Annotated in this window: 11 protein-coding genes; 8 read left to right on the forward strand and 3 right to left on the reverse strand. The window is 72.2% G+C overall.

Annotation, left to right across the window (positions count from 1 at the left end; all coding sequences use genetic code 11):
• Nucleotides 1-2 precede the first annotated feature (2 nt).
• The 5 genes from nuoL to IE287_RS01125 all read left to right on the forward strand — a co-directional run bounded on the left by nuoL (nt 3) and on the right by IE287_RS01125 (nt 7,063).
• A complete protein-coding gene (gene nuoL / locus IE287_RS01105) occupies nt 3-1,898 on the forward strand; it encodes an NADH-quinone oxidoreductase subunit L (protein WP_189846953.1) in 1,896 nt (631 codons plus the stop codon).
• A gap of 4 nt (nt 1,899-1,902) precedes the next feature.
• Nucleotides 1,903-3,489 (forward strand): NADH-quinone oxidoreductase subunit M, encoded by a 1,587-nt coding sequence (locus IE287_RS01110; RefSeq protein ID WP_189846954.1) that lies wholly within the window; start codon nt 1,903-1,905, stop codon nt 3,487-3,489.
• Nucleotides 3,486-5,135 (forward strand): NADH-quinone oxidoreductase subunit NuoN, encoded by a 1,650-nt coding sequence (gene nuoN / locus IE287_RS01115; RefSeq protein ID WP_189846955.1) that lies wholly within the window; start codon nt 3,486-3,488, stop codon nt 5,133-5,135. Before IE287_RS01110 ends, nuoN begins: the two co-directional genes overlap by 4 nt.
• 145 nt (nt 5,136-5,280) lie before the next feature.
• Nucleotides 5,281-6,198, forward strand: a complete 918-nt coding sequence (locus tag IE287_RS01120; protein WP_189846956.1) for a helix-turn-helix domain-containing protein — start codon at nt 5,281-5,283, stop codon at nt 6,196-6,198.
• A 40-nt stretch (nt 6,199-6,238) separates the two neighbouring features.
• Nucleotides 6,239-7,063 carry a dioxygenase family protein gene (locus IE287_RS01125; RefSeq protein WP_189846957.1) on the forward strand — a complete coding sequence of 275 codons (825 nt, stop codon included), beginning with the start codon at nt 6,239-6,241 and terminating at the stop codon, nt 7,061-7,063.
• Here IE287_RS01125 and fahA read toward each other — a convergent pair.
• On the reverse strand, nt 7,060-8,286 hold the full coding sequence (gene fahA / locus IE287_RS01130) for a fumarylacetoacetase (protein ID WP_189846958.1): 1,227 nt from the start codon (nt 8,284-8,286) through the stop codon (nt 7,060-7,062). The genes IE287_RS01125 and fahA overlap by 4 nt on opposite strands.
• A 282-nt stretch (nt 8,287-8,568) precedes the next feature.
• Here fahA and IE287_RS01135 point away from each other — a divergent pair, with 282 nt between their 5' ends.
• Entirely contained in the window at nt 8,569-9,921 is a 1,353-nt protein-coding gene (locus IE287_RS01135; RefSeq protein WP_189846959.1) for an LAETG motif-containing sortase-dependent surface protein, read from the forward strand.
• Between the two features lie 41 nt (nt 9,922-9,962).
• On the opposite strand, the gene IE287_RS01140 is transcribed toward IE287_RS01135, so the two are convergent.
• Nucleotides 9,963-11,969, reverse strand: a complete 2,007-nt coding sequence (locus IE287_RS01140; RefSeq protein WP_189846960.1) for a CocE/NonD family hydrolase — start codon at nt 11,967-11,969, stop codon at nt 9,963-9,965.
• 9 nt (nt 11,970-11,978) lie between these two features.
• Nucleotides 11,979-13,490 (reverse strand): peptide MFS transporter, encoded by a 1,512-nt coding sequence (locus IE287_RS01145; protein WP_189846961.1) that lies wholly within the window; start codon nt 13,488-13,490, stop codon nt 11,979-11,981.
• Between the two features lie 218 nt (nt 13,491-13,708).
• Here IE287_RS01145 and IE287_RS01150 point away from each other — a divergent pair, with 218 nt between their 5' ends.
• Nucleotides 13,709-14,719, forward strand: coding sequence for a polyprenyl synthetase family protein (locus IE287_RS01150; RefSeq protein ID WP_189846962.1), 1,011 nt, complete (start codon nt 13,709-13,711; stop codon nt 14,717-14,719).
• A 165-nt stretch (nt 14,720-14,884) separates the two neighbouring features.
• Entirely contained in the window at nt 14,885-16,069 is a 1,185-nt protein-coding gene (locus IE287_RS01155; protein ID WP_189846963.1) for a LolA family protein, read from the forward strand.
• The last annotated feature ends 45 nt before the right edge of the window (nt 16,070-16,114 follow it).

Consider the following 16,114-nt stretch of genomic DNA (forward strand, 5'->3'; position numbering starts at 1 on the left):
CCGTGGACAACCTGATTGCGCTGCTCATCGCGGCGCCCCTGCTCGGAGCGGCCGTCCTGCTGTGCGGCGGCCGCCGGCTCGACAAGATCGGGCACTGGCTCGGCACGCTCCTGGCGGCCTCGTCCTTCGTCATCGGCCTGGTGCTCTTCGCCGACATGCTCGGCAGGAGCGCCGACGACCGGGCGATGTACCAGCACCTCTTCTCCTGGATCCCCGTCGGGGGCTTCCAGGCGGACATCGCCTTCCAGCTCGACCAGCTGTCGATGACCTTCGTCCTGCTGATCACCGGCGTGGGCACGCTCATCCACGTCTACTCGATCGGGTACATGGAGCACGACGAGCGGCGCCGCCGCTTCTTCGGCTACCTGAACCTCTTCGTCGCGGCGATGCTGCTGCTGGTCCTCGCGGACAACTACCTGCTGCTGTACTTCGGCTGGGAGGGCGTCGGCCTCGCCTCGTACCTCCTGATCGGCTTCTGGCAGCACAAGCCGAGCGCGGCCACCGCCGCGAAGAAGGCCTTCCTGGTCAACCGGGTCGGCGACATCGGCCTGTCGATCGCGATCATGCTGATGTTCACCACCTTCGGCACCTTCGCCTTCGGCCCCGTCCTGGAGTCGGCCGGCGAGACGTCCGAGGGCAAGCTGACGGCGATCGGCCTGATGCTGCTCCTGGCGGCCTGCGGCAAGTCGGCCCAGGTGCCGCTGCAGTCCTGGCTCGGGGACGCGATGGAGGGCCCGACCCCGGTCTCGGCCCTCATCCACGCGGCGACCATGGTCACCGCCGGCGTCTACCTGATCGTCCGCTCCGCCGACATCTTCAACGCGGCGCCGGACGCGCAGCTCGTCGTCACCGTCGTCGGCGCGGTCACGCTGCTCTTCGGTGCGATCGTCGGTTGCGCGAAGGACGACATCAAGAAGGCCCTCGCCGGGTCGACGATGTCGCAGATCGGCTACATGATCCTGGCGGCCGGCCTCGGCCCCATCGGCTACGCCTTCGCGATCATGCACCTGGTGACGCACGGCTTCTTCAAGGCCGGGCTCTTCCTCGGCGCCGGCTCGGTCATGCACGGCATGAACGACGAGGTCGACATGAGGAAGTACGGCGGCCTGCGGAAGTACATGCCGGTCACCTTCGTCACCTTCGGCCTCGGCTACCTCGCCATCATCGGCTTCCCGGGCCTGTCCGGCTTCTTCTCCAAGGACAAGATCATCGAGGCGGCCTTCGCCAAGGGCGGCACCGAGGGCTGGATCCTCGGCGCGGTCACCCTGCTGGGCGCCGCCATCACCGCGTACTACATGACCCGCGTGATGCTGATGACCTTCTTCGGCGAGAAGCGCTGGCAGCCGGACGCGGAGGGCCGCGAGCCGCACCCGCACGAGTCCCCGAAGTCCATGACGATCCCGATGGTCCTGCTGGCCTTCGGGTCGGTCTTCGCGGGCGGCGTCTTCGGCATCGGCGACCGGTTCGTGACCTGGCTGGAGCCCGTCACCGCCTTCGAGCACGGCCACCCGCCGATCAGCGCCGGGGCCATCACCTCGGCCACCGTCGCCGTCATGGTGATCGGCGTCGGCATCGCCTACCTCCAGTACGGCCGCCGGCCCGTGCCGGTGGTCGCCCCGCGCGGCTCGCTGCTCACCCGGGCCGCCCGCCGCGACCTGCTCCAGGACGACTTCAACCACGCCGTCTTCGTCACCGGCGGCACCCACCTGACCCGCTCGCTGGTCTACGTCGACCACTCCCTGGTGGACGGCGTGGTCAACGGCACGGCGGCCGGCGTCGGCGGTCTCTCCGGCCGCCTGCGCAAGCTCCAGAACGGCTACGTCCGCTCGTACGCGGTCTCCATGTTCGGCGGTACGGCGGTCCTCATCGCCGCGACCCTGCTGATGAGGGCGGTGTAACCCGATGTCCTTCCCGCTCCTTACGGCGACGGCAGCGGTGCCGGCGGTCGGTGCGATCCTCACCGCCGCCGTGCCCGCCGCCCGCCGCACCGCCGCCAAGTGGCTGGCGCTGATCGTCTCGCTGGTCACCCTGGTGCTCGCCGGGATCGTCTTCGCCCGCTTCGAGCCGGGCGGCGACCGCTACCAGCTGGTCGAGTCCCACTCCTGGATCCGGGACTTCGGCGTCCGGTACGAGCTGGGCGTCGACGGCATCGGGGTGGCGCTGATCGCGCTGACCGCGCTGCTGATCCCCTTCATCGTCCTGGCGGGCTGGCACGACGCCGACCCGCTGGAGACCTCCTCGAAGAGGTGGCGGCCGACGCAGGGCTTCTTCGCCCTGATCCTCATGGTCGAGGCGATGGTGATCCTCTCCTTCGAGGCCACCGACGTCTTCCTCTTCTACATCCTCTTCGAAGCCATGCTCATCCCGATGTACTTCCTCATCGGCGGCTTCGGCGACCGCGCGCACAGCGGCTCCGACGAGAACGCGGCGGCGCAGCGCTCCTACGCGGCGGTCAAGTTCCTGCTCTACAACCTGGTCGGCGGCCTCATCATGCTGGCCGCCGTCATCGGCCTCTACACGGTCGCGGGGAACTTCTCGCTCACCGAGATCGCCGAGGCGCGGGCCAACGGCTCGCTGGAGATGGCGACCAGCACCGAGCGGTGGCTCTTCCTCGGCTTCTTCTTCGCCTTCGCGGTGAAGGCGCCGCTGTGGCCGCTGCACACCTGGCTGCCGAACGCGATGGGGGAGGCGACCGCCCCGGTCGCCGTCCTCATCACCGCGGTGGTCGACAAGGTCGGCACCTTCGCGATGCTCCGCTTCTGCCTCGGCCTCTTCCCCGAGGCGAGCAAGTGGGCCACCCCCGCGATCATCGTCCTCGCGCTCATCAGCATCGTGTACGGGGCGCTGGTCGCGGTCGGCCAGCGGGACATCAAGCGCCTGGTCGCCTACGCGTCGATCTCCCACTTCGGCTTCATCATCATGGGCATCTTCGCGATGACCACCCAGGGCCAGTCGGGCGCCACGCTCTACATGGTCAACCACGGCATCTCCACGGCCGCCCTGATGCTGGTCGCCGGCTTCCTCATCACCCGGCGCGGCTCGCGGCTCATCGCCGACTACGGCGGTGTGCAGAAGGTCGCCCCGGTCCTCGCCGGCACCTTCCTCATCGGCGGTCTGGCGACGCTGTCGCTGCCCGGACTGGCGCCGTTCGTCAGTGAGTTCCTGGTCCTGGTGGGCACCTTCGCCCGCTACCCGGTGGCCGGGATCGTCGCCACCACCGGCATCGTCCTCGCCGCGCTCTACGTCCTCGTCCTCTACCAGCGGACGATGACCGGGCCGGTGAAGGAGGAGGTGCGGTCGATGCCGGACCTGCGGCCGCGCGAGCTGGCGGTGGTCGCCCCCCTCATCGCCGTCCTGCTCTTCCTCGGCGTCTTCCCGAAGCCGCTGACGGACGTGGTCGACCCGGCGGTCCGGCACACGATGTCGGACGTGCAGCGGACCGACCCCCAGCCCGAAGTTCCCGTCCAGAACGTGGAGGCGGCCAAGTGAACGCCCTCGCTGTCCACAGCCTGTGGACGACGGCCGCCGAGCCGCTGAACAAGATCCCGGCGCCGAAGATCGAGTACACCCAGCTCGCCCCGGTCCTGATCGTGGTCGGCGCGGCGGTCCTCAGCGTCCTCGTCGAGGCCTTCGTGCCCCGCAAGGGCCGCTACTTCAGCCAGCTCTTCCTCTCCGTGGCCGCCCTCGCGGCCTCGTTCGCCGCCGTCGTCGGCCTCGCGGCCGGCGGCTACGGCACCACCAAGGCCCGCATCGCGGCCATGGGCGCCATCGCCGTCGACGGACCCGCCCTGTTCCTCCAGGGCACGATCCTGCTCGCCTCGATCGTCGCCGTGTTCACCTTCGCCGAGCGCAGGCTCGACCCGGCCGACCACGGCCACCAGGTCGACTCCTTCGCCGCCGAGGCCGCCGCCGTGCCCGGCGGCGACCACGAGAAGGCCGCCGTCAAGGCGGGCTTCACCACCACCGAGGTCTTCCCGCTGGCGCTCTTCGCGGTCGCCGGCATGCTGGTCTTCCCGGCGGCCAACGACCTCCTGACCCTCTTCATCGCCCTGGAGGTCTTCTCCCTCCCGCTGTACCTGCTCTGCGCCCTGGCCCGCCGCAAGCGGCTGCTGTCGCAGGAGGCGGCGCTCAAGTACTTCCTCCTCGGCGCCTTCTCCTCGGCCTTCCTGCTCTTCGGGATCGCCCTGCTCTACGGCTACGCGGGCTCCGTCTCCTACGCCACGATCGCCGGCGTCGTCGACGGCTCCGTCTCCTCGGTGAACCCCGCGCTCGCCGACACCATGGGCAACGACGCCCTCCTCCTGATCGGCTTCGCCCTGCTCCTCATGGGCCTGCTCTTCAAGGTCGGCGCCGTCCCGTTCCACATGTGGACCCCGGACGTCTACCAGGGCGCCCCGACCCCGGTGACCGGCTTCATGGCCGCCGCCACCAAGGTCGCCGCCTTCGGCGCCCTGCTCCGCCTGCTGTACGTCGTCCTCCCCGGCCTCACCTGGGACTGGCGGCCGGTCATGTGGGGCGTCGCCATCGTGACGATGCTGGGCGGCGCGGTCGTCGCCATCACCCAGACCGACATCAAGCGCCTCCTGGCCTACTCGTCGATCGCGCACGCGGGCTTCCTGCTCGCGGGCGTCATCGCCGCCACGCCGAGCGGCATCTCGTCGGTCCTCTTCTACCTGGGCGCCTACTCCTTCGTCACGATCGGCGCCTTCGCCGTCGTCACGCTGGTGCGGGACGCGGGCGGCGAGGCCACCCACCTCTCCAAGTGGGCCGGCCTCGGGCGCCGTTCGCCGCTCGTCGCGGCCGTCTTCGCGGTCTTCCTGCTCGCCTTCGCCGGCATCCCGCTGACCTCCGGCTTCTCCGGCAAGTTCGCGGTGTTCAAGGCGGCGGCGGAGGGCGGCGCGGGCGCGCTGGTCGTGGTCGGCGTGCTCGCCTCGGCGATCGCCGCGTTCTTCTACATCCGGGTGATCGTGCTCATGTTCTTCAGCGAGCCGAAGGCGGACGGCCCCACGGTCGCCGTGCCCTCGGTGCTGACGACGCTCACCATCACGACGGGCGTGGTCGTCACCCTGCTCCTCGGTTTCGCGCCGCAGTACTTCCTGGACCTGGCGGGACAGGCCGGCGTCTTCGTACGGTAGGCGCGTCAGGCGGAAGGGCCCGGCTCGGGGGCGAGCCGGGCCCTTCCGCGCGTCCGCCTCCGGGCGGGCGCGGGCCCTGACAGGGCGGGGTCCGCGTGGGATCGTGGAGAGCCCTAATGGTCTGTACCTGTCGGGAGGGGAAGCCGTGCGAGGGACGACGGTCTTACCGGGGACGCCCTGCGCCGCGCCCCGGGACGGGGAGCCGCCGGTGCACCGGCTGGAGCTGCGCCTGCCCGAGCAGGTGCCCTTCGCCGCGGGCGGCTTCGACGCCATGGGGCCCATGTCGCGGGCCGACTACCCGCACCGGCACACCTTCTACGAGATCGTCCACGTCGTCGAGGGCAGCGGCGTGCACGTGATCGACACCGGGCGGTACGCCGTGCGGCCGCCGCAGCTGGGGGTGATCCTGCCGGGGCAGGTGCACCACTGGGAGGGCGTGCGGGGCCTGGAGGGCTCGCTCGTGCTGTTCACCCCCGAGTTCCTCGTCGACGGGGCCGACGACCTCGATCTGCTGCGGCGGCTCGGCGAGCGGCCCTGGGCGGACCTCGACGAGGCCGCCCACGCGCGGACCTCGCGGCTGATGGAGGAGCTCGCCGAGGAGTACCGGAGCGGGGACGACGGCTTCGCCGGGGTGCTGCGGTCCCTGCTGCACGTGCTGCTCGTGCGGGCCGTCCGGGTGCCGGGCGGGCGGGTCGTGGCGCCGCCGCGGGGGCTCGCCGAGGAGTTCCTGCGGCTCGCCCCCGCCGCCGGCGTCGCCGGGGTCCCGGTGCGGGAGTGCGCCGAGCGGCTGGGCGTCACCCCGGGACACCTCACCGAGGTCGTGCGCCAGGCCACCGGGCGGACGCCGGCCGCCCTGCTGCGGGAGGCCCGGGTGCGCGAGGCGCAGCGGCTGCTGGTGGCCACCTCGCTGTCGGTGCGGCAGGTCGCCGCACGGGTGGGCTTCGAGGATCCCGCCTACTTCTGCCGCTTCTTCCGGCGGGAGGTCGGGCGGAGTCCGGGCGGCTTCAGAAAACACCACGACCACCCCGTTCCGTCCCTCGAAGGCGGTGCCGGGGGCTCGTAGGTTCGTGCCGATCCCAGCCCCCACCTGAGGAGCCAGGCACATGGACAGCGAGAGCAACACCAGCACCGGGCACGTCAGCCGCAAGGCGGTGCTGCGGGCCGCGCTCGCGGCCGGCATGGCCGCCCCCGCCGTACTCATGGGCGTTCCCGCGCTCGCCCGGACGCTGAGCGGCGGCGAGGCGCCGCTCGACCTCACGCCGGAGTGCGACGACGGCGACGACCTGACCCTGCCGCAGATGGAGGGCCCCTACTTCAAGCCCAACTCCCCGCTGCGCAGCAGCATGCCGGACGGCACCGGCACCCGGCTGACGGTCGGCGGGTACGTCTTCGGGCGGGCCTGCCGGCCCGTCTCGGGGGTCCTGCTGGACTTCTGGCAGGCCGACAACAACGGCGCCTACGACAACACCGGCTTCAAGTTCCGAGGCCACCAGTTCACCGGCGCCGACGGCTCGTTCAAGCTCACGACGATAGTCCCCGGCCTCTACCCGGGCCGCACCCGCCACATCCACGTCAAGGTCCAGGCACCGGGCCGGCCGATCCTCACGACCCAGCTGTACTTCCCGAACGAGCCCCGGAACAACACCGACACGATCTTCGACCCGCGGCTGCTGATGACCGTCCGCGACGGTTCCGGGGGCCGCGAGGCGGCCTTCGACTTCGTCATCGACGTGCCGCAGAACCCGGGGCCGACGCCGACGGCCACCACCACGACCGCCCCGCCCGGCGGCACCTGGACCGCCGGACGGGCGTACGCGGCGGGGGACAGGGTCACCTACGGCGGTGTGGGCTACGTCTGTCTCCAGGCCCACACCGCCATGGGCGGCTGGGAGCCGCCGAACGTCCCCGCCCTCTGGCGGGTGGGCTAGACGGCGGGGGCGATCCGGCCCCGGACCTCGCCCAGCCCCACCCGGGTGCCGTCCGGGCCGGGTGCCCACGCGGTCAGCACGACCTCGTCGCCGTCCTCCAGGAACGTCCGCTTGCCGCCCTCCAGCTCGATGGCGTCGCGGCCGTTCCAGGTCAGTTCGAGGAGCGAGCCGCGCTGGCCCACCTCGGGGCCGGAGACCGTGCCGGAGCCGTAGAGGTCGCCGGTGCGCAGCGAGGCGCCGTTCACCGTCATGTGGGCGAGCTGCTGCGCGGCCGTCCAGTACATGGTGGAGAACGGCGGCTCCGCCACGGCCTCGCCGTTGATCTCCACCGTGATCCGCACGTCGAAGCCGCCGGGCTCCTCCTCCGCCGCGTCGTCCAGGTAGGGCAGGAGGGGGAAGTCCCGGGCCGGCGGGGCGGTGCGGGCCGCGTCCAGGGCCTCCAGGGGCGTCACCCACGCCGACACCGAGGTCTGGAAGGACTTGCCGAGGAAGGGGCCGAGCGGCACGTACTCCCACGCCTGCACGTCCCGCGCCGACCAGTCGTTCAGCAGCGTCAGGCCGAACACGTGGTCCCGGAAGGAGCCGAGCGGCACCGGACGGCCGAGCTCCGACGGGGTGCCGACGAGGAAGCCGACCTCCGCCTCGATGTCCAGCTTCACCGACGGGCCGAAGACCGGCGCCGCGTCGGCGGGCGCCTTCCGCTGGCCCGAGGGGCGCACGACGTCGGTGCCCGAGACGACGACGGTGCCCGCGCGCCCGTGGTAACCGATCGGCAGGTGCTTCCAGTTGGGCGTCAGCGGCTCGCCGTCCGGGCGGAACATGCGGCCCACGTTGGTGGCGTGGTGCTCGCTCGCGTAGAAGTCCACGTAGTCCGCGACCGTGTACGGCAGGTGCAGCGTCACCGCGTCCAGCGGGTGCAGCAGCGGCTCGATCTCCGGGCGGTGCGCCGGGACCGTCACCCAGGCCGTCAGCGCGCGGCGGACGTCCCGCCAGGCGGTCCGGCCGGCGGCGAGCAGCGGGTCGAGGCTCGGCTGCGCCAGCAGGGAGGCGTACGGGGAGCCGAGCGCGTGTGCCGCGGCCCCCGCGTCCAGCACGTGGGCCCCGATCCGGACGCCGAGCCGGCGGCGGCCCGGCTCGTCGGCGGTGGTGAAGACGCCGTACGGGAGGTTGTGCGGGCCGAAGGGGTCGCCCTCGGCCAGGTCGAGCGGGCTGTGCTCGGACATCGGTGCGTGCCTCGCTTTCGATGATGGGTGAGGGACACGTTACGGGTCGGGCCGCCGGGCGCGGATGACATGGATCACAGAGAAACCCGCCGGGAGGAGAGCAACTGTCCAGGTGCGGACGGTTTGTTCCGCCGGAGGCGCCCGTACCGCCTCCGAGCTGGGGAAACGGCTTCTGCCGCCGGATCCTTGCGGGTCATACGATCGTGGTGGTGTCGCCCCCGCGTGAGGACGTCCGCGGGCGCGCGCCCCCCTCTCCTTCCCTGACCAGGAAAAGGTCCGCACGTGAAGATCCGCCGCATTCTGGCGACCGCCGTCGCCGCCGCCGTGACCACCCCCGTCGTGCTCCTCACGGCCGGGCCCGCCTTCGCGGAGACCCCGAAGCCGAGCGCCTCGACGCCGCTGTCGGGCGCGACCGCCCCGGCGGACGCCCCGACCCGCGAGGGCCTGGAGAAGGCCGTCGCCGACGCGCAGGCCGCGGTCGACGCCCTCAAGGCCGAGCGGAAGCTCGTCGTGGCGAAGATCGAGCGGTTCCGCGAGGACCCCTCCGAGTTCGTCGACGCCGACCTGCTCGCGACGCAGACCGCGGCCGAGGAGGTCCACGACAAGGCGCGCGCCGTCTACACGACCGCCGACACGGCGCTGACCGAGGCGAAGCGGGCGCTCGCGACCGCCGCTCCGGAGGCGAAGGAGGCGGCCGAGAAGGCCGTCGCCGACGCGCAGAAGACCCGGGACGAGGCCTACGCGGGGCTGGAGGCCGCCCGCGCCGCCCTGCGGGTGGCCAGCGACCCGGTGACGGACGTGCTGATCGGGATCATCCGGGAGCTCAACCCCATCGACCTCAGGCTGAAGCCCGCCGAGGCGGCGCTCGCCGCGGCGAAGCAGGCGCTGGCGGACTTCCTGGAGCCCAAGCCCGAGGAGACGCCCAAGCCCGAGGAGACGCCGAAGCCCGGGCAGACGCCGAAGCCCGGGGAGAAGCCGGAGCCGGAGGAGAAGCCCGATCCGGAGGCGTGCGTCGAGGACAAGTCCGTCCTCTCGACCCTCACCGGGCCCAAGACCATCACCATCGGTTCCAGCGCCGACTTCTCGCTCACCGTGCGGAACGCCTCGGACCGCGCCCTCGACTCGGTGCGCTCCTTCGTCGCCGCCGTCGAGGTGCCCGCGCCGGGGGACGACGTCGACGACGAGCACCCGAACCTCGACCGGTACTTCTCCCTCCAGTGGAAGTCCGCCACCGGCACGCGGTGGAACGACCTGCGCTCCCAGGACGTCCCCATCGAGCTGGGCGCCCTCGCCGAGGGCGGCAGGGCCACCGTCACGCTGCGCGTGACGGTGGACGCGAAGGCCCCGGTGGGCGACGGCGTCGCCTTCACCACCGCCGAGTACGCGAACGAGGACGGGTCCTGCGGCGTCAGCAAGCAGTACGCCAAGGTCACGTTCGGCACCGTCGCGCCCACCCGCACCTCCGGGCCGTCCCCCGCGGGTCCGGGCAGCACGCAGCAGGGCGGCACCGGCCGCGAGCTCGCCGAGACCGGTGCCGGCGACCGGACGCCGCAGCTGGTGGGCGCGGCCGGTGCCGCGGTCGTGCTCGGTGCGGGCGCGGTGTTCGTCGCCCGCCGCCGCAGGGCGGACGTCTAGACGTCCGGAGGACCGCCGCGGTCCCCCGCACGGCTCCGGGCTCAGCCCGCCGTGCGGGGGATCCGCTTTTCCCAGGTGCGGTGGAAGACGACCTCGCCGCCCTCCTTGCAGACCACCTCGTCGGAGGTGTGGAAGGAGTCCGCGTCGCAGGTGATCTCCGAGCGGGTGTCGACGGTGACGTCCCAGGCGAGTTCGGGCCGGCGCAGCCGGATGTGCCACTCCGAGCGGGTGCGGGCGGAGAGGGGGTCGTCCTCGGCGATGGTGTACGTCTCGACGGCGTCCTCGGTGAACTCCAGGCCGTCGGGGTAGACGCGGGTGCCGCCGTACCGGGGGTCGACCTGGAGGGTCCATTCGCGCTGGGCGACGTCGCGCAGGACGAGGCGTTCGGGGCGGGTCTCCTCCAGGGTGCCGGGGGACGACACGCCGAGCGGCGGTGACTGCTCGGGCTCCTCGAAGGAGACGGCGTCCCGGGTGGGGGCGCGCACCGGGAGGGTGAGGGAGGAGCCGGCCGGGTCGAGGGTGAAGCCGGCGGCGTCGGGCTGCGGCCAGATCCACGGCCAGTACGCGGAGGAGATCGCGAGCCGGACGCGGTGGCCGGGCGGGAAGGTGTGCCCGATGCCGTTCAGCTCGAAGCGGTAGGTCTCCCACTCGCCGGCCTGCGCCTCCACGGCCCGGTCGCGGCCGTAGCGGGCGGAGAGGTTGAGCGCGCCGCGGGTGACGAGGGTGGAGGAGCCGTCCGGGGCGATGTCGCAGAGCCGGGCGACGATCTGGCCGGTGGGCGCGGGGGTCATGAGGTGGAGGGCGACGGAGGGGCGGCCGAGGATCTCGATCGGGGTGCCGCCCTCGGACTCCGCCGGCACGGGGAAGTCGAAGCAGGCCGAGTGGGCGTCCTCGTCGCGCTGGTCGGGCGGGAGGTCGGCGTCGTTGCCGAAGGGGAAGAAGCGGCCGGCGTCGATGCCGGTCTGCTGGGGCGAGTCGACGACGACGTGGTCGCCCCCGAAGCCGTACGTGACGGGAGTGACGTGCGGGGACGGCCAGGACGGGTCGGCGACCCAGCGGCCGGGCAGCTCCGCGTAGACGGTGGCGGGCGGGTGGGACTCGCTGATCCAGGAGCGGAGCAGCGGTTCGGCCATCACGTCGTTCTCGGCGCCCTTGAGGTGGTGGTCCCACCAGCGGAGGGTCTCCTGGAGGAAGCCGATGGCGGGGCCGGGCGGGAGGCCGCGGTCGGGGTACTGGTGGGACCAGGGGCCGATGATGCCGCGGACCCGGTCCTGGGGGAGGTGTTCGACCAGGCGGAGGACGGTGTCGCGGTAGGGGTCGTGCCAGCCGCCGACGGCGAGGACGGCGGCCTTGACGGCGGAGTAGTCCTCGCAGACGCTGCCGTGCTTCCAGTAGGCGTCCCGGGTCTGGTGGGAGAGCCAGGTGTGGACGAAGGGCTCGACGGCCCCCAGGCGGCGCAGCCACAGCTCCCGCCACTCCTCGCCCGCGTACCGCGGGTCCGGCGGCCGGCTGACGAAGGCGAGCATGGTGGCGGCCCAGGCGTGCATGTCGACGCCGAGGACGGAGCCGCCCATGTAGTGGACGTCGTTGTCGTAGCGGTCGTCGGTGGAGCAGACGGTGACGATCGCCTTGAGGGGCTCGGGGGCGAGGGCGGCGATCTGGAGGCTGTTGAAGCCGCCCCAGGAGATGCCGAACATGCCGACCCTGCCGGTGCACCACTCCTGCTCGGCGAGCCAGTTCACGACGGCGACGCCGTCGGCGAGCTCGACGGCGTCGTACTCGTCGCCGGGCAGGCCCTCGCTGTTGCCGTGGCCGCGGACGTCGACCCGGACGGAGGCGTAGCCGTGGCCCGCGTACCAGGGGTGGCGCTGCCAGTCGCGGGGGGCGGTCCAGTCGGTGAGCCGGTAGGGGAGGTACTCCAGGAGGGCGGGGACGGGCTCGTCGGTGAGCGGCCGCCACACGCGCGCGTAGAGCCTGGTTCCGTCCGGCAGCGGGATCCGGACGTCCTCGTGGCGGGACTCGTACGGGAAGTCGGTGCGGATCTTCATCTCGGTTCCCTATCGGACGGGGTGCATGGTGCGGCGCAGCCAGGGCGCCAGGGCCATCACGGCGAGGCCGACGGCGACGGCGATGGCGCCGTTGACGCCGAAGTAGGCGGGCTTGGAGACGTCGTCGTAGAGCTTCACGGTCTGCGCCTGGATGCCGTTGGCGAGGGCGAGGGAGAGGAACCAGAGCGACATGGTCTGGCTGGAGAAGGCCTTCGGGGCGAGCTTGCTGGTCGCGGACATCCCGGAGGTCTCCAGGAGCACGTCGCCGAGGCCGAGGAGGAAGTAGGAGCCCACGATCCACCAGGCGGCCATCCGGTACGTGTCGTCGGCGTGGCCCGAGGTCGGCAGGACCATGAGGAGGAAGGAGAGGCCGCCGAGGATCACGCCGAGCGCGATCTTGTGGGAGGCGTGCGGCTGGCGGGGGCCCATCCGGGCCCAGACGGCGGCCACGACGGGGGCCAGGAGGACCTCGAAGGCGCCGAGGGCGGAGGCGTACCAGCCGGCGGGGAAGTCGAAGCCGAGGAGGGTGGTGCGGGCGTTGGTGGAGGCCAGCAGCATCATCGTCGAGTACGCCTGGAAGAGGATGAAGTTGAAGGCGACCGAGGCCAGGAAGAGCACGACGTAGGGCTTGAGGCGGCCGCGCTCCTCGGGGGTGACCCGGGGGCTGGTGAACATCACCCAGAAGTAGACGACGGGCGCGACCACCGAGATCAGGGTGAGCAGGTCGACGAACCGGCCCATGGTGAGCCAGCCGGCCGCCGCGAGCCCGACGGCCGCCGCGGCGACCACGACCGCGCCCGCGGCCATGGAGCGGACCGCGCGGCGCAGGGCGTCCGGCGCGAGGGGGAACTCGGCGGAGTGCCGCTTGCCCGCGAGGTGGCGGCGGCCCGCCACGTACTGGATCAGGCCGAAGGTCATGCCGATGGCGGCGGCCGAGAAGCCCCAGTGGTAGCCCTTGTGGTCGGCGAGCCAGCCGGTGATCAGCGGTCCGGCGAAGGCGCCGATGTTGATCGCCATGTAGTAGAGGGCGAAGCCGGCGTCGCGGCGGTCGTCGTCGGTGCGGTAGAGCTTGCCGACCATGGTGGCCACGTTCGGCTTGAGCAGGCCGGTGCCGGCGCTGATCAGGCCGAGGCCGACCCAGGTCATGGCGGCGGTGGGCACGGCCATGGAGTAGTGGCCGCAGGCGATGAGGACGCCGCCCCACAGGACCGCCCGGTAGGAGCCGAGGATCCGGTCGGCGAGCCAGCCGCCGGCCACCGAGACCAGGTAGACGAGGGTGCCGTAGGCGGCGGAGACGGAGGCGGCGGTGCCGGCCGCCATGCCGAGGCCGCCGTCCGGGACGCTCGCGGCGAAGTACAGGACGAGGATCGCCTGCATGCCGAGGAAGGAGAACCGCTCCCAGACCTCCAGGCCCGAGAGGGCGAGGAGGCCGCGCGGATGGCCCAGGAAGGCGTGGTCGTCCTCGGGGGGCGGCTGCTCGCCGTCGCCCCCGTCGTCCTTGTCGATCGCTGTTCGGGACAATTGGTGCACTCCATGTCGTATCAGCTGATCACGAACATACCGGGGGTGACGGGAAGGCGCCCACGGTGATCGAAACGTGACCGGATACGCTGGCTTGAGTGAATCCCGGCGACACATCGACCATCCGTGTGACCACGGCCACCGTGTGATCACCACCCGAACCATGTGATCGTCACCATGTGATCGTCAGTAGGCGTCAGCAGACAGGAGACCCCCTCGTGACCGTCGTCGGGCCGTTCGGCCTCAGCGTGCGGGACCAGGCTCTTGAGGCCGATGTCCAGGCCGGGTTGGCGGCCGTCGAGGCCGGGCTCCTCGACGCCACCAAGAGCGACGTCCCCTTCATCACCGAGGCCGCGCAGCACCTGGTGCTCGCCGGCGGCAAGCGGTTCCGCCCGCTGCTCGTGATGCTCGCCGCCCAGTTCGGCGACCCCTACGCGCCCGGCGTGGTGCCCGCGGCCGTCGTCGTGGAGCTCACCCACCTGGCCACGCTCTACCACGACGACGTCATGGACGAGGCGGCCGTGCGGCGGGGCGTGCCCAGCGCCAACAGCCGCTGGGGCAACTCGCTCGCCGTCCTGACGGGTGACTTCCTCTTCGCCCGCGCCTCGCACACCCTTGCGGACCTCGGCCCCGAGGCCGTTCGGATCCAGGCCGAGGCGTTCGAGCGGCTGGTCACCGGCCAGATCCTGGAGACCGCCGGGCCCGTCGACGGACGCGACCCCGTCGACCACTACCTCGACGTCCTCGGCGGCAAGACCGGCTCCCTCGTCGCCGTCTCCTGCCGCTTCGGCGCCATGATGTCCGGCGCCGACGAGTCCGTCGTCGACATCCTCACCCAGTACGGCGAGCGGCTCGGCGTCGCCTTCCAGCTCGCCGACGACGTCCTCGACATCGCCTCCGAGGGCCACGAGTCCGGCAAGACCCCCGGCACCGACCTCCGCGAGGGCGTCCCCACCCTCCCGGTCCTCCGCCTGCGGGCCGCCGCGGCCGCCCACGGGCGCCCGGAGGACCTGGAGCTCGTCGCCCTCGTCGACGGCGACCTCACCGACGACGCCCGGCACGCCGAGGCGCTCCGCCTGCTCCGCGCCCACCCCGCCCTGGAGCAGGCCCGCCGCGACACCGTGCGCTACGCGGAGGAGGCCAGGGCCATGCTGACGCCGCTGCCCGACGGCTACGCCAAGTCGGCCCTCCAGGAGCTGTGCGACGCGGTGGTCCACCGCGCGGGCTGACCGTCCGGGGGGAAGGCCCCCTAGGGCCGGGTCATCCCGCAGGCGTACGTCGGTTTGATCCCGGGGGCTGACGCTTTCCGGTCCCCGGCTTGGTGAGATGGGTACATCGACCAGGGAGCCAGGAAGCCAGGCGGTCCACGCCAGGGCACGGAGGGATCACAGACCATGGCAGCACAGCGAAAGACGAGCCGTTACCTCGTCCCGGTCGCGGTGGCCGGCATCGCCGCCGCGACCATCGGCCTCGTCCCGGCACTCGCCGCGTCCGGCGACCCGGACCTGCCGGAGATCACGGCCCAGCAGCTCATCGAGAAGATCGCCGCCTCGGACACCCAGACCCTGTCCGGCACCTTCAAGGTCTCCACCGACCTGGGGCTGCCGGCCTTCGACGGACTGCTGTCGGGGATCGCGGGCGGCTCCGGCGAGGGCGGCGGCTCCGCCGACCCGTCCGCGCAGCTCACCAAGCTGGTCTCCGGCACCCACACCCTGCGGATCGCCGCCGACGGCCCCGAGCGGCAGAAGCTGACGCTGCTCGACGGCAAGGAGCAGTACAGCCTCGTCCACAACGGCGACGAGGTGTGGGCCTACGACTCCCGCTCGAACGAGGTCTTCCACGAGAAGGGCGTCGACGAGGGCGGCCCGTCCCCCGAGAAGGAGCTGCCGGCCGGTCCCAAGGAGCTCGCCGACGAGGTCCTGGAGGCCGCCGGGGACACCACCTCGATCACGGTCGGCGGCACCGCGAAGGTGGCCGGCCGGGACGCGTACCGCCTGGTGATCGAGCCGAAGCAGCAGGGCTCGACGGTGGACTCGGTGACGATCGCGGTCGACGCGGCCACCGGCACCCCGCTGAAGTTCACGCTCGACTCCGTGAGCGGCGGCAAGCCGGTCGTCGACGCGGGCTTCACCAAGGTCGACTTCGGGAAGCCGGCGGCCTCGGAGTTCGACTTCACCGTCCCGAAGGGCGCGAAGGTCACCGAGGGCGGCGAGCTCGACCGGGCCGGCGGGGCCGGGAAGGCGCCGGAGGACGTCGAGGAGGAGCTGGAGAAGCACTTCGGCGACCTCGGCCTCGGGGGCCTCGGCGACGCCGGCGGGAGCGGCCCGGAGGTGATCGGCGAGGGCTGGACGACGATCGCCCGCTTCGACACCGGCGCGGCGGCCCCGAAGGCGGAGGAGGCGCCGAAGGAGTTCCAGGGCTTCCTGGACGCGCTCGGCGACAAGGTCAGCGGGAAGTTCGGTTCGGGCACGGTCTTCAAGACGAAGATCGTCAACGCGCTGATGACGGACGACGGCACGGTCTACGTCGGCGCGGTGACCCCGCAGAAGCTGATCGACACGGCGAACGCGGCCAAGTAGCCGAGGCCGGCCGCGGGCCGGTCGAGGGGAGTGGTCCCCGGGTGG

Origin of the sequence: Streptomyces omiyaensis (assembly GCF_014650895.1) — a bacterium.
Classification (GTDB): Bacteria; Actinomycetota; Actinomycetes; order Streptomycetales; family Streptomycetaceae; genus Streptomyces; species Streptomyces omiyaensis.

What these genes read in the sequence shown, in the direction of transcription:
- IE287_RS01110 (WP_189846954.1), top strand. Translation starts at nt 1,903, where the DNA reads ATGTCCTTCCCGCTCCTTACGGCGACGGCAGCGGTGCCGGCGGTCGGT.
- IE287_RS01125 (WP_189846957.1), top strand. Translation starts at nt 6,239, where the DNA reads ATGGACAGCGAGAGCAACACCAGCACCGGGCACGTCAGCCGCAAGGCG.
- fahA (WP_189846958.1), bottom strand. Translation starts at nt 8,286, where the DNA reads ATGTCCGAGCACAGCCCGCTCGACCTGGCCGAGGGCGACCCCTTCGGC.
- IE287_RS01140 (WP_189846960.1), bottom strand. Translation starts at nt 11,969, where the DNA reads ATGAAGATCCGCACCGACTTCCCGTACGAGTCCCGCCACGAGGACGTC.
- IE287_RS01155 (WP_189846963.1), top strand. Translation starts at nt 14,885, where the DNA reads ATGGCAGCACAGCGAAAGACGAGCCGTTACCTCGTCCCGGTCGCGGTG.